The 12,561-nt window shown below is 69.9% G+C and carries 11 protein-coding genes and 1 pseudogene; 10 read left to right on the top strand and 2 right to left on the bottom strand.

The features are described from left to right. The 3 genes and pseudogenes from BH719_RS10175 to BH719_RS07400 all read left to right on the top strand — a co-directional run. A pseudogene (locus BH719_RS10175) lies at nt 1-219 on the top strand (SprT-like domain-containing protein); the annotation flags it as partial. Nucleotides 220-284: 65 nt separating this feature from the next. Beyond that, nucleotides 285-821 carry a phosphoribosyltransferase gene (locus BH719_RS07405; RefSeq protein WP_009744198.1) on the top strand — a complete coding sequence of 179 codons (537 nt, stop codon included), beginning with the start codon at nt 285-287 and terminating at the stop codon, nt 819-821. A 10-nt stretch (nt 822-831) separates the two neighbouring features. After that, nucleotides 832-1,536: a nucleoside/nucleotide kinase family protein gene (locus tag BH719_RS07400; RefSeq protein ID WP_009744197.1), complete on the top strand. Its 705-nt coding sequence runs from the start codon at nt 832-834 to the stop codon at nt 1,534-1,536. On the opposite strand, the gene BH719_RS07395 is transcribed toward BH719_RS07400, so the two are convergent. Next, nucleotides 1,533-2,372, bottom strand: a complete 840-nt coding sequence (locus BH719_RS07395; RefSeq protein ID WP_009744196.1) for an RCC1 domain-containing protein — start codon at nt 2,370-2,372, stop codon at nt 1,533-1,535. The two genes, BH719_RS07400 and BH719_RS07395, sit on opposite strands and share 4 nt — an antisense overlap. A 131-nt stretch (nt 2,373-2,503) precedes the next feature. Further along, on the bottom strand, nt 2,504-4,360 hold the full coding sequence (locus BH719_RS10170; protein ID WP_009744195.1) for a type IV secretory system conjugative DNA transfer family protein: 1,857 nt from the start codon (nt 4,358-4,360) through the stop codon (nt 2,504-2,506). A gap of 386 nt (nt 4,361-4,746) precedes the next feature. On the opposite strand from BH719_RS10170, the gene BH719_RS07385 reads away from it, so the two are divergent. The 7 genes from BH719_RS07385 (at nt 4,747) to BH719_RS07355 (ending at nt 12,547) form a co-directional block, all read left to right on the top strand. Further along, complete coding sequence (locus BH719_RS07385; protein WP_009744194.1) at nt 4,747-5,685, top strand: hypothetical protein; 939 nt, start codon at nt 4,747-4,749, stop codon at nt 5,683-5,685. A 31-nt stretch (nt 5,686-5,716) separates the two neighbouring features. Next, entirely contained in the window at nt 5,717-5,929 is a 213-nt protein-coding gene (locus BH719_RS07380; RefSeq protein WP_005867694.1) for a hypothetical protein, read from the top strand. Between the two features lie 69 nt (nt 5,930-5,998). Continuing rightward, a complete protein-coding gene (locus BH719_RS07375; RefSeq protein WP_009744193.1) occupies nt 5,999-6,415 on the top strand; it encodes a PrgI family protein in 417 nt (138 codons plus the stop codon). After that, entirely contained in the window at nt 6,408-8,795 is a 2,388-nt protein-coding gene (locus BH719_RS07370; RefSeq protein WP_009744192.1) for a VirB4-like conjugal transfer ATPase, CD1110 family, read from the top strand. Before BH719_RS07375 ends, BH719_RS07370 begins: the two co-directional genes overlap by 8 nt. Nucleotides 8,796-8,807: 12 nt before the next feature. Next, nucleotides 8,808-10,379, top strand: coding sequence for a C40 family peptidase (locus BH719_RS07365; protein ID WP_009744191.1), 1,572 nt, complete (start codon nt 8,808-8,810; stop codon nt 10,377-10,379). Nucleotides 10,380-10,426: 47 nt separating this feature from the next. Continuing rightward, on the top strand, nt 10,427-11,671 hold the full coding sequence (locus tag BH719_RS07360) for an RCC1 domain-containing protein (RefSeq protein ID WP_009744190.1): 1,245 nt from the start codon (nt 10,427-10,429) through the stop codon (nt 11,669-11,671). A gap of 6 nt (nt 11,672-11,677) precedes the next feature. Further along, nucleotides 11,678-12,547 carry a VirB6/TrbL-like conjugal transfer protein, CD1112 family gene (locus BH719_RS07355; protein WP_009744189.1) on the top strand — a complete coding sequence of 290 codons (870 nt, stop codon included), beginning with the start codon at nt 11,678-11,680 and terminating at the stop codon, nt 12,545-12,547. Nucleotides 12,548-12,561: the final 14 nt, after the last annotated feature.

Below are 12,561 nucleotides of genomic sequence, written 5' to 3'. Positions count from 1 at the left end.
GCCCTGCCCGCCCCCGACGCCCCGTGGGTGGGGACCTGCCCGGCGTGCGGGGCGCAGCGCCGCCTCTTCCGCGCGCCCAGGAGGGTCGCCTCGTGCGGCGCGTGCGCCCGGGTGTTCGACGCGGACCGCATCCTCACGTGGACCCGCGACGGGGCGCCCGCCTCGCCGGGCGGCGCCTACGCCCGGGAGCTGGCGCGGGTGCGACGCTCCCGGCGCTGAGTGCGCACCGGGCGGTTCCGGCGGCTAAAATCAACGCAAGACCGCGTGGAGCGAAAGAAGGAACCATGGCCGAGGCCTCCGCCAGCCCAGACGCAACCGACGCCCCCGACCGCGAGGTCCTCACTTGGCAGGGGTTCGGGGACGCGTCGCGCGAACTCGCCACCCGGATCGTTGATTCGGGTTGGGTGCCCGACCTGATCGTCGCGATCGCCCGGGGCGGCCTCATCCCCGCCGGGGCCATCGCCTACGCCATGGACGTCAAGGCGATGGGGACGATGAACGTGGAGTTCTACTCCGGCGTCGGGCAGACCCTGGCCGAGCCGGTGCTGCTGCCCCCGCTCATGGACGTGTCGGCGATGGACGGCAAGCGCGTGCTCGTGGTCGACGACGTCGCCGACTCGGGGAAGACGCTGAAGATGGTGATGGACTTGATCGCCGAGCACGGGCTCACCCTGGACGGCGGCGCCTCCGTGCGGGTCGACGCCCGCAGCGCCGTGGTCTACAAGAAGCCGGTGTCGATCATCGAACCCGACTACGTGTGGCGCCACACCTCCCAGTGGATCAACTTCCCGTGGTCGACCCTGCCCGTCATCAAACCCTGAGGCGGTCCCCATGGCCAGCGCTCCCCCCGCCGCCCGCGACTCCTCGGGAGTCCCGCATTTCCCCTCCCCGCAGGACCCCGCCTCATTGGAGTCCTCCGCCCGGATCGCCCGCCGCGTCGTCGAGGAGGTGGCCGACCGCGTCGGCAAGGGCGGGCGCGTGCGCGTCCTGGGGCTGACTGGCCCACCGGGGACCGGCAAGTCGACGGTGGCCGCGCTCGTGGCGGACCTGCTGCCCAAAGCGGGGATCCCGCTGGCGGGGATGGCTCCGATGGACGGCTTCCACATGTCGAACCGCGTGCTCGCCGAGGCGGGGATCGCCGACCACAAGGGGGCGCCCGACACATTCGACGTGGGGGGCTTCGTCGCGCTGCTCGAACGGATCCAGCGCGCCGAGGCGACGGTGCTGGCCCCCGACTACCGCAGGGAGCTGCACGAGCCCGTCGCAGCGTCGCTGCGGGTCGCGCCCGAGGGCGTGGCGGTCACGGAGGGCAACTACCTGGGCCTGGACCTGCCAGGCTGGTCCCAGGTGCGCGGGCTCGTCGATGTGCTGATCTACGTGGACACGCCCGAGAACGAGGTGCTGCGGCGCCTGGTCGCCCGCCACGAGGCGTTCGGGCGCGACCGCGCGGCCGCCGCCCACTGGGTGCGCACCGTGGACCTGGCGAACATCCGCCTGGTCGCCTCCACGCGCCCGCGCGCGGACCTGGTGGTCTAGGGCCCGCCGTGCGGGCGGCGCGCGCGCAGTGGTGCCACGGCGCGCCCGAGCCGCCAGGAGCCGACCCCGAGCTGGCCGTGGCTGTTACTGCCCGTCGCCACGACCGCGCCGTCGGCGCGCAGGCCCACGGTGTGGGCCGGGCCCGCCGCTATGGCCACGATGCTGCGCCAACCGCCCACGTCGCACTGGCCGGATTCAGATTCGCCGACCGCGACCACGGTGCCGTCGGTCCTCAAACCGACGCTGTGGCGGCTGCCGGCCGCCACAGCGGCGATCCCCTCCCACTGCTCGCTGCCCGCCCATGCCCGGGAGCGCCCGGCAGCGCGAACAGTGCCCTCCCCCGTCAGCCCCAGGGTGTGGAGGTAGCCCGAGGCGACCGCGCGGATACGGGTCCAGTGCCCCACGTCGCACTGGCCCGCTGCGTTGTTGCCGGTCGCGCGGGCGGTGCCGTCGGCGAGGACCGCGGCCGTGTGCCAGTCCCCGCAGCTGACATCCACCACTGCGCGCCATTCCTCGAAACGCAGCTGCCCCTCCGCGGCACGGCCAGTCCCCACCAGTGTTCCGTCGCCCCGCAGGCCCACGCTGAACCTCCACCCGGCTGCCACGGCCGCGACGCCCCGCCACGACCGCGTTTCGCACTGGCCCTGGGCGTTCCAGCCGCATGCGAAGACGGTCCCGTCCGCGCGGAGCCCCAGCGTGTGCGAACTGCCGGTGTTGCGGGCCGTGTGGACGCCGCCCGCCGCGACCGCGACGACGTCCTGCCATCGCAGGGTCCGGCACTCCCCAGCGGAGTCGGCTCCGACCGCGGCCACGGTGCCGTCGGCGCGGAGCCCCACGGTGTGCCGTTGCCCCGCCGCCAGTGGACGGCGCGCAGGAGAGGGGGCAGTCCCGCTGCCGCCGGGCCTGTCACCGTCCCAGCAGGGCGCGGGGGCGGCGCGCTGCTCCGTTCCCCCTCCACGCGCCCCGCTCACCGGTCCTGGGCGGGCAGTTTGTCCGACAGGAACGGCGGCAGGCCCCGCAGGGTGAAGACGCAGCGGCCGGGGTCGAGCCCGGCGAGCTCGTCGGCGGTGAGCAGTTCGCGTCCGAGGCGTCGCCACGACTGCGAGAAGGCGCCCACCGATCCCTTGACTGTGGCGGAGTCCACGGTGTCGATGGTCTCCCTGCCCAGGCGGCCCACGATCCACCGCAGCGTCGTCTCCTCGTCGCCGCCCATGAAGAGCTTGGAGTCGCAGTTGCCGACGATGCCCTCCCAGTCGTCCCCGTACAGCGCCCTGCCCTGCGAGTAGGTCTGGACTATGACGCAGGCGGATATCCCCCGTTTCCCCATGACCCCCAGTTTCGCCTCGAATCCGGGGATCCTGCCCACTGTGGCGAAGTCGTCCATGAAGCACTGGACGGGCACGGGCAGGCGCCCGCCCGGGCTGCGGTCGGCGGCGGCGCTGTTGACCCGGACCACGAGGTCGTAGAACAGGCTGACCAGGAAGTCCAAGGACCTGTGCGAGTCGGGGACGACCAGGAACACGGCGGTCTTGCGCTGCCCGATCAGCTCCGTGCCGATCGTGTCCGAGGACAGGGCCCGACGGATGGAGACGATGCGCAGGGGGGCCAGCCGCGACCCCAGCGAGGCGCGGACCGCCAGCCGGGTGGAGTCGGGCCCCTGGGAGTAGGCGGCGTACTGGGAGCGCGCGAACTCGCGGATCTGCTCCCTGCGGACGGCCGTCTCGTCGTCGAGGGGCCATTCGGGGCCGACGGGGGCGGTGTGCGCGCCTCCTGGGAACGGGGGGGCCGCAGGGGGCACGGGCGGCATGAGCGGGTCCGGCTCGGAACGGCCCGCCGTCCTCGGCGGTTCGCCCAGTGCGAGCGGGCCGTCCGCCGCGCCAGTGCCGACAGCGGGCGGCTGCGCCGGTCCGGCCGCTGTGGCGGCCCCCGGGGGCGGCGCGTCCTCGGCGGGCGCCCCTCGGGCGAACAGGGCCCTCCCGTCGCCGTCGGCGGCGTCCAACTGGGCGAGGAGGTCCGCGACTGCGCCGAGGGAGGCTCCGTGGGGGTCGGAGGCGTAGGCCTGCGCGCACAGCGCGGCCAGGAGCGCGCGCTCGGCGTTGTCGCTGAGGGCGTCGTGCAGGGCACCCGGCATGGGCGCGGTGTTCGCCATGAGCGCATCGACCAGGATCAGGAGCTCGACCTCGGCGTTGCCCGCGTCGATGTGGGCGAAGGGGTTGAAGGAGTCCCCGTGCGCGGCGGGGTTGACCAGGTCGAGGGTCCGGATCTCGTACCCGTTGGCGCGCAGTCGGCCCTCGGTCGCCGCCTTGACGCGGCCGCCGGGGTCGGTGACCACGTAGGAGGTGGACGCCTGGAGCAGGTTGGGGACGACGAAGCGGCTGGTCTTGCCGGTCCCCGACGCCCCGACGACGAGCGCGTTGAGGTTGCGCCGGGTGGCGCGCGTGTCGAGGCTGAGGCACTCGGTGCGGGTGAACAGCAGGTTCCGAGCGGGATCCGGGTCCACCATCGGCCTGATGTCACGGGGCCCGCCCCACCGCGCGGAGCCGTGCTCCTGATGGGCCCGGATGTTGGTGCGCGCACCGATGCGGTAGACGACGGCGAGGAGCACCGATGCGGCAGCGATCATGCCCGCGAGCACGTCGGGGCCGTCGAAGGAGAAGTGCGTGAGGACGGGGAGGTCCTTCCAGAAGCCGTCGAGCACGTCGCCCGCTGTGCCGCCGCCGCGGACGATGGCGCGCACCTGGTAGCTGATCTTGTCGCCGATGGCCCAGGCCAGAACACACAGGACGCCTACGACCACCGGGGTCCGCACGCGCGACTTGTCCACTGGAGTCCGCCTTCCACTCGTGGGCGCCTCCGCGGCGAGGAGGGGCCCGCCACCCGGCGTCGGCGCAGCGCACCTCGGAGCGCCCCGCCTCATGGCCGATCAGCAGAATAGTACCGGGTGCGCGCGCCGGAAGCCGGGCGGGCGCCCATCGGCAGGCCCCCCTGCAATATCGGCTGACCACCTCAGTAGTCTTTGAGCACATCCGCCACACAGTCCACTCCAGCCCCTCCGATCCCAACGGATTGCGTCTTTCACTGCGGTCAGCGTTGTTTGACCTGGATGCCGATCGGTACCACAATGGGAGGTGGGGAAAATACCCATCGACTCGGCTGGCCCCAGTCGGCCCCCGCGCCGACCCGCCCCGCCAACTCTTGAAAGGAAGGGTCATGAGGCGAACATTCATCGCACTGGCCGCCGTGGCCACCATCGGCGCGCCCGCCCTCTACTCGGGTGGCGCCCAGGCCCAGCCCGCGACTACAGGAACCATGAACGGCAACGGGCACACGCAGGCCCTCAATGCGACCCGCGGCGTGCTCGCGCCCACCTCGCCCATGCTGGAGATCCACTGGGCGGCGAACGACGACCAGAAGCCGCCGACACCCGACGGGCCCAACGACCCCAACCCGCCCACACCCGGCCCCTCGGAGCCCGGAGAGCCCGACATCCCCGCGCCCAACCCGGGGCCCACCACGCCCCCGGCGCCGGAGAACCCGCCCACGCCCGACGACCCGAACCCAGGAACGCCCGGCCAGCCGCCGACTCCGGGGAACCCTGATCCGGCGCCCGGGAACCCCGACCCGGCGCCCGATCCCGGCGTGCCCACACCGGACGACCCGGCCCAGCCCTCGCCCGGGCCCACCACGCCCGCCCCCGATCCCGGGCCGACCACGCCGAACCCGGGACCCACCACGCCCGATCCCGGGCCGACCACGCCGAACCCGGGACCCACCACGCCCCCGGCGCCCGGCGCTGACCCGACCAACCCGCCCACGCCGACACCCGGGCGCACCCCGTCCAAGCCCGGGACCCAGTACAGGGCGGCGGACCGTGGAACGCCCCCGCTGCCCGCCGGACAGGTCCCCTCGGCCCTGCCGCCCGCGCCCACCGGCATCGGCGACATCTCGGCTGTGGTCGGCGGCACCCCCGCACCCGCCCCTGAGGCCGCGCAAGCGCCCGCGCCCGACGTGAACGCCCAGCGCCCGAGCGCTTCCGAACTCGCGCAGACCGGCGCGGGTTCCAGTGCCCTCACCTCGGCGGCCTTCGGCGCCACCGGTCTCACGCTCCTAGCCATGCGGCGCAGGGCCCGCAAGCGCTCCCGCGCCTGAAGCCGCCCCAGTCAACACCCCCGGAGGAAACATGGACGCTAATGTCGTCAACGAAGCTCTTCATCTGCTCGTCAGGTTCGCCACCATCGGCGGCGGCCTGTGGGCGATCTGGGGCGTCGTCGTGCTGGCGGGCGGACTCAAGGACCACAACGGGCCCGGCATCCAGTCCGGCGTGTGGCAGTTGGTCGGCGGCGGGATGATCGTCGCGGCTGCGCAGTTGTTCGGGCAGATCAGCCTCCACTAACCGAATGGCCCGTGGCGGGGCGCCGCCGAGCAAGCGCCGCCCCGCCGCCGGTCCCGCACAAGGACACACATGGCGATAGAGATCCAGGTACCACGCGAGATCACCGCGTATCAAGCCAAAGTGGTCATGGGGATGTCATGGCGGCAGCTCGCGTGCGCTGCCGCCATGACCATCCTCGGTTTCGCGACGATCTTCGTCGGCTACCTCGCGGACTTCGTTGAGACGAGCCAGTACATAGTGATCGCGATCATCATCCCCTTCGCGGCCCTGGGCTGGTACCGGCCGCGCGGCCTCCCTTTCGAGAAGTACGCCGGGTACATCATCAACCACCAGCGCAGCCGCCAGCTGTACGTGTACGGGATGATCTCCCAAGTCCAGCCATCCGCCGACGGCGGGCCGGTTCCGCGCAAGGCCAAGCGGAACCGCAAGAAGACCAAATCCCGCCGCAAAGGCAGCCTGCCCGTGGAGCGTGACTCGTATGTTTAAGTCCAAGAAAGACGCAGACAAGCCGAAGAAGAAGAAGAAAGTCTCACGGCGCCAGATCCTGCGCGCCCAGGACGTCCTCGACTACGAGGCGCTCATGGACTCGGGGATCTGCGTCCTCGACGACCAACACTTCTCCATCACACTGCGCCTGTCCGACGTCAACTACGTGATCGCACCGCCCCACCAGCAGGAATCGATCATCGAGCAGTACGCGAAGTTCCTCAACAGCTTCGACTCCGCCCACCACCTGCAGGTCAGCGTCATCAACAGGGTCATGGACCAGGAGACTGTCGAGGAGGCCGCCTTCATGCCCTACCGGCCCGACTCGTACAACGCCCTGCGCCGCGAGTTCAACCGGGTCATCCACGACCGCCTCGCCACCGGCAGGAACAACACGGTGACCGACAAGTACTTCACGATCACCGTGGAGGCCGAGGACTACGAGGACGGGCGGGCGCGCCTGATGCGCGTCGCCACCGAGAGCATCAGCCACCTGCGCAGCGTCGGCGGCTGCACCGCGGACGTGGTCACCGGGCAGGCGCGCGCCCGCATCGTCCACTCCTTCACGCGCCCCGGCGAGCGCTTCGACTTCGACTACGCCCAGCTGGTGGACCCGGGGAAGTCGTCGAAGGACTTCCTGGCGCCTGCGGTCTTCGACTTCTCCAACGCGCGGCACGTGCGGATCGAGAACGAGGAGGTCTCCTACCTGCGCGTCCTATGGCTGGAGGAGCTGCCCGCCTGGCTCTCCGACCGGCTCGTCAAAGAGCTCACGGATCTCAACATGAACCTGGGCGTCTCTCTGCACATCAGCCCCATCGACCAGGGCGAGGGCCTGGACCTGGTCAAGCGCCGCCTCGCCGACATGTCGATCCAGCGCGCCAACGAGACGCGCAAACTCACCAAGCAGGGCCTTCCCTACGACCTCATGCCCCACGAGCTCGAGGCGTCCTACGAGGCGGGCGTCGACCTGCGCCACGAGTTGGAGACGTCGAACCAGAAGCTCTTCACCACGACCCTGCTGGTGGGCGTGGCGGCCAGCAGCATCGAGGAGCTCGACTCCCGCTGCGAGCGGGTCATCCAGGTGGGCAACCGCCAGTCCTGCCGCTTCTCGACGGCGCGCTACATGCAGGAGGCCGCCTTCAACGCGTTCCTGCCGCTGGGCAGGTGCAGGCTGCCGCTGTTCCGCACACTGACGACTGGCACCACGGCGGTCATGATCCCCTTCACCTCCCAGGAGCTCTTCGAGGAGGACGGCGTCTGCTACGGGGTGAACGCCCTGTCGAAGAACCTGATCCTCGCCTCGCGCTCCACGCTGATGAACGGCAACGCCTTCTTCCTGGGCACCTCCGGGTCGGGCAAGTCGATGTACGGCAAGTCCGAGATCCACCAGGTCCTGCTCAACCGCCCCGAGGACGAGGTCATCATCATCGACCCCGACCGGGAGTACGCGCCCGTCGGGCACGAACTGGGCGCCACCACGGTGGAGATCCACGCGGGCTCCCAGCACTGCGTGAACCCGATGGACATCGTGCGCGACTCGACGGAGGGCGACCTGGTGCGACTCAAATCCGAGTTCGTCCTGTCGATGTGCGAGTTGCTGATCGGCGGCACGACGGGCCTGTCGCCCTCCCAGCGCTCGATCATCGACCGCTGCGTCACCGCGATCTACAACACCTTCTTCTCCAAGCGCAGGGCGCCCATGCCCACCCTGGCCACACTGACCGACATGATCCGGCGGCAGGACGACGCCGAGGCGCCGCAGCTGGCGACCAGCCTCGAGCTGTACTCGACCGGCTCGTTCTCCGGGTTCTCGCAACAGACGAACGTCGACACCTCCAACAGGTTCGTCATCTACGACATCTCCCAACTCGGCCAGTCGCTGCGCTCCTTCGGCATGCTCATCATCCTCGAGCAGATCTGGAACCGCGTCATCCAGAACCGCGCGAAGGGCATCCGCACGTGGCTGTACATCGACGAGTTCCACCTGCTGTTCTCCAACGACTACGCGGCCGCCTACTTCCAGTCGATCTTCAAGCGGGCCCGCAAGTACGGCCTGAACCCGACGGGGCTCACGCAGAACATCGAGGAGCTGCTCATGTCCGAGCGGGCGCGCCTGATGCTGGCCAACTGCGACATGCTGGCCCTGCTCAACCAGACGCCCACCGACGCGGAGTCTCTGCAGGAGCTCTTCCAGTTCTCGGACGAGCAGCGCGGCTACTACTCCCATGTCCCCGCGGGCCAGGGCCTGCTGAAGATGGGCCAGGTCGTCATCCCCTTCGACAACTCGATCCCGGTCGACACGCGGATGTACAAGGTCTTCTCGACGAAGCCCGGTGAGATGATCGACGCCCAGCAGTACCGACAGCCCATGAGCAGGTGAGGGGAGAACGCCATGAAGTTCCAGCAGCAAGCCGGCCCGACGATCAAGTACGCCAAGACGGAGCTGAAAACGCGCGTCGTCTCGGTCACGCAGTCGTCGGGGTCCGCCCTGCGCGAGGGCGCTCATGGCGTTCCCCAGACGACCGGCGGGTCCGCCCTGCACGAGGGCGCCCACAGCGCCGCCCACCAGGCGGGCGGCGCCGCCCATGCGAACGGGTTCGACGCCGCGGCCGTCCACTCCGACCCGGTCGGAGCGGTCGGCTCCAACGCCTCGAGCCTGATCCCCAAGCAGTCGATACGGGCCGTCGGGGACAACCTGCTGGTCGTTGGCAAGAAGGGCGCGGCGACTGCGGCCAAGGGGGGCCTGGTCGGCGGGAAACTGGCCAGCGGAGGCTCCAAGTCCCTCCTGCTCAAGACACGGGGGCTCGGCGACGCCCTTTCCTCCTTGGGTGGGATGACCGGCAAGATGTCCGCCGCCATCAAGGCGTCCAAGCCCATGATGCTGCTGGGGGCCATCAACGGGACGAAGGCCGCCGGCATCGCGGCGCACGCCGCCCAGGCGGTCTCGCAATTCATCATCGTCGCCTCGAAAGCGATCGGCAGCCTCGTCGCCACTGCGCTGATGGCGGCGAAGAACCTGTCCCTGCTGGGCATTGTCATGGTCGTCGCCACATTCCTGTCCTCCTTCCTCGGCTCCCTGGGGATCGAGATCGCCCAGCAGGAGAGGAAGGTGGGCAGGAGCGTAGCCGCGAACGTGCCCCCCGAGTACGCCCAGTACGTCAACCAGGCGGGCTCCATGTGCCCCGAGATCACGGCCCCCCTGATCGCCGCGCAGATCGAAGCGGAGTCCGGGTGGAACCCGGCTGCTAAGTCGCCCGTCGGCGCCCAGGGCATCAGCCAGTTCATGCCGGGCACCTGGGCGACGCAGGGAGGGGACTACAACGGCGACGGCCGCGCCGATCCCCTGGACCCCGCGGACGCGATCCCCTCGCAGGGGCATTTCATGTGCTCGATCGTCGCGACGCTCAACCCCCACGTCGCCTCCGGCGCGGTGGCGGGCAGCATCCAGGAGGTCGCCCTGGCCGGTTACAACGCCGGCCCCGGCGCGGTGATCAGCAACGGCGGCATCCCGCCCTACGCCGAGACCCAGAACTACGTCTCGAAGATCCTCGCCCTCATGGTCAAGTACCAGGCGGCGCAGGATGTCGCCGCCGTGGGCGGTTCGCTCGGAGACGCGCTCGAGTGGGCGAAGTCCATCGCCATGGACGACACGAACCACTACGTCCTGGGGAGCCAGGGCCCCACGGCCTGGGACTGCTCGGGCCTGACGGGCGCGTTCATGGCGCGTCTGGGCGTTGCCCTGCCCCGCACGGCCAGGGAGCAGTCCACCGCGCCCGGCGGCGTCGATGTCCCCTACGACCAGATGCAGCCCGGGGATCTGATCTTCTGGGACTGGGGGGACGGCAGCTGGCACACGGCCATCGCGCTGGGCGGCGGCCAGATGGTGAGCGCGGACTCGCCGGAGAGCGGCATCAATATCGAGCCCGTCTTCCCCGGTGTGCGCAACGTCCGCCGCTTCCTGTGACGCCCCGCGCCCGTTCTGCTATGAGTCCGCTATGAGGAGAGTCCCCAATGTCCATTGACCCCCGCGTGACCGTCGTCGAGCTCTACGAACTCGCCCGCAACCGCAGCCTGTGGAGCTACGGGTTCTTCGACGACCTGGAGTCCCACGGTTCATCGTGGCTCCAGTTGCGCGACTGGTGCCTGTTCGCCAGGGGCGTCCAGAACTTCGCGGAGATCCCCGATCCGCCGGCCCCGCCTCCCGAGTTGGTCGAGGGGAGCCGGTCGCGCGGCATCTTCTCGCGCAAGCGCAAGCCCCCCCGCAACCCGGTCATCGACGGCTCCGCGCCCCCTCCCCCGCGCAAAGCGCCGAAGAAGAAGCAGGGCTTCGTGGCCCCCACCTCGACCGGGGGGACGCTGAGCTCCTCGGTCCCCCTCCCCGCGATCATTGCGGGGGCCGTGGTGATCGTCCTGTGCCTGGGCCTGCTCGTGTTCCAGCTGGTGAGGAACCAGAAGCCCGCGACGGATCCCAACGCGGGGGGCGAGGCGGGAACCGCGTCGGACACCCAGCAGAGCGCGGCGATGTCGGGGACCTCGGCGACTAAGGCCTCGAACTCCACGGGGGCCACGGCCGGGGGCGCCGTCCTCACCGCCGGCGGCCAGGCGTTCTCGTGCATCGCCGAGGGCGAGGAGGTCACGTGCTCGGGTGAGAACTCGATGGGCCAGCTCGGCACCGCCGACTTGGCGACCGCGCGCACTTTCACCTTCTACCTGCCCACTGCGGCGCGCTCCCTGGTGGCCGGCGACGACTTCGCCTGCGCCTCGACCTCGTCGGAGGTGTGGTGCTGGGGGGACAACCGCTGGGCGCAGACCGGCCACGGCAACAGCGAGGTCACATCCCCCGGCCCGGTCGTGGGGGTCCCCGGGGGCGCCATCAAGGACATCGCGGCGGGCAGGGCCCACGCCTGCGCCCTCACGGACCAGGGCGTGTGGTGCTGGGGGGTGAACACCGCCCACCAGGTCAAGGACAGCGACGACACGTACCTGTCCCCGACGCAGGTGGAGGGCCTCGACAGCCTCGAGATCACGGGCATCGAGGCGTCGAACTTCACGACCTTCGTCCGCACGACGCGCGGAGTGTGGGCGTGGGGCGACAACACGCGCCACCAGATCACCAGCACTGACAGCGCGTACCTGCCGCCGACCCAGATCAGCGAGCCGACGGAGGGCACGGGGAACCCCGGGGGCACGGGGGCCACCCAGGCGCCGTCGCAGAACGGGGGGCCCGCCAACCCGTCGAATCAGCGGGCCCAGTGACACACCATGAAGGACGCGCTCAAGAAACTGGTCGAGTTCCTCTTCAACGGCCATGCATCATCAGTCGACAGTGTGACTAAAGACATACTTGACTTCAGTGCGGACACCAGCCAAGTAGTGTCTGATATCTCAGGTTTTGCGGTGATGCCCGTCGCCCTCACAGTCCTGGCGATCGTGATGATGGTGGAGCTCAACCGGAAGGCCTCCCACATCGAGGCCGACCACCAGACAGGCGTGAAACTCATCGCCGCCGTGATCTTCAAGTACATCATCCTGGTGATGGCCGTGAAGAACTCGGGCATCCTGCTCAACGCCATCCGCGCCCTCGTCGCCAACGTGATGGGCGACCCACATCTAGACCCGGAGGGCGCGGGCGTCTCCGTGAACGAGAACGGCGCAGCGGTCAGCGCCTTCCAGGCGAGCATCGACAAGGCCTCGTCGGTGGACCAGGTGGGCATGCTCATCTTCCTCCTCATCCCCTTCCTGGTCACCCTGGCCGCCAAGGCGACGCTCATGATCGTCGTGCTGCTGCGCTTCGCGGAAATCTACATGCTCACCGCTTTCTCCCCCTTGCCCTTCGCCTTCCTGGGCAACGACGAGACCAAGTCCTTCGGCACTTCCTTCCTGAGGAAGTACGTCGAAGTGTGCATACACGGCGTGTGCATCATCGTCAGCATCCACATCTACAAAGGCATCATCAGCGTGGCCTCCAGTGCTGAGAACGGCTCCTTCCTGGAAGTGAGTCCGATCGGCTCGGACGACCCCCTGGCGTGGCTGGTGGGCAACTACCTTCCGATCCTCATCACGCCGGTGATCCTCATGATGGTGGTCCTCGGGTCGGGCAAGATCGCGAAAGCGATAGCCGGGAACAGCTGATGCGCCGCCGGCGC

The sequence above is a fragment of the Pauljensenia hongkongensis genome, from assembly GCF_001746855.1.
Taxonomy (GTDB): Bacteria; Actinomycetota; Actinomycetes; order Actinomycetales; family Actinomycetaceae; genus Pauljensenia; species Pauljensenia hongkongensis.
Note: the sequence above shows the minus strand (reverse complement) of the source record. Positions and strands in the feature narration are given on the sequence as shown.

Excerpts from the sequence above, each read along its gene's own strand:
- BH719_RS07405 (WP_009744198.1), top strand. The coding sequence starts at position 285 with ATGGCCGAGGCCTCCGCCAGCCCAGACGCAACCGACGCCCCCGACCGC.
- BH719_RS07400 (WP_009744197.1), top strand. The coding sequence starts at position 832 with ATGGCCAGCGCTCCCCCCGCCGCCCGCGACTCCTCGGGAGTCCCGCAT.
- BH719_RS07385 (WP_009744194.1), top strand. The coding sequence starts at position 4,747 with ATGAGGCGAACATTCATCGCACTGGCCGCCGTGGCCACCATCGGCGCG.
- BH719_RS07380 (WP_005867694.1), top strand. The coding sequence starts at position 5,717 with ATGGACGCTAATGTCGTCAACGAAGCTCTTCATCTGCTCGTCAGGTTC.
- BH719_RS07375 (WP_009744193.1), top strand. The coding sequence starts at position 5,999 with ATGGCGATAGAGATCCAGGTACCACGCGAGATCACCGCGTATCAAGCC.
- BH719_RS07370 (WP_009744192.1), top strand. The coding sequence starts at position 6,408 with ATGTTTAAGTCCAAGAAAGACGCAGACAAGCCGAAGAAGAAGAAGAAA.
- BH719_RS07365 (WP_009744191.1), top strand. The coding sequence starts at position 8,808 with ATGAAGTTCCAGCAGCAAGCCGGCCCGACGATCAAGTACGCCAAGACG.
- BH719_RS07360 (WP_009744190.1), top strand. The coding sequence starts at position 10,427 with ATGTCCATTGACCCCCGCGTGACCGTCGTCGAGCTCTACGAACTCGCC.
- BH719_RS07355 (WP_009744189.1), top strand. The coding sequence starts at position 11,678 with ATGAAGGACGCGCTCAAGAAACTGGTCGAGTTCCTCTTCAACGGCCAT.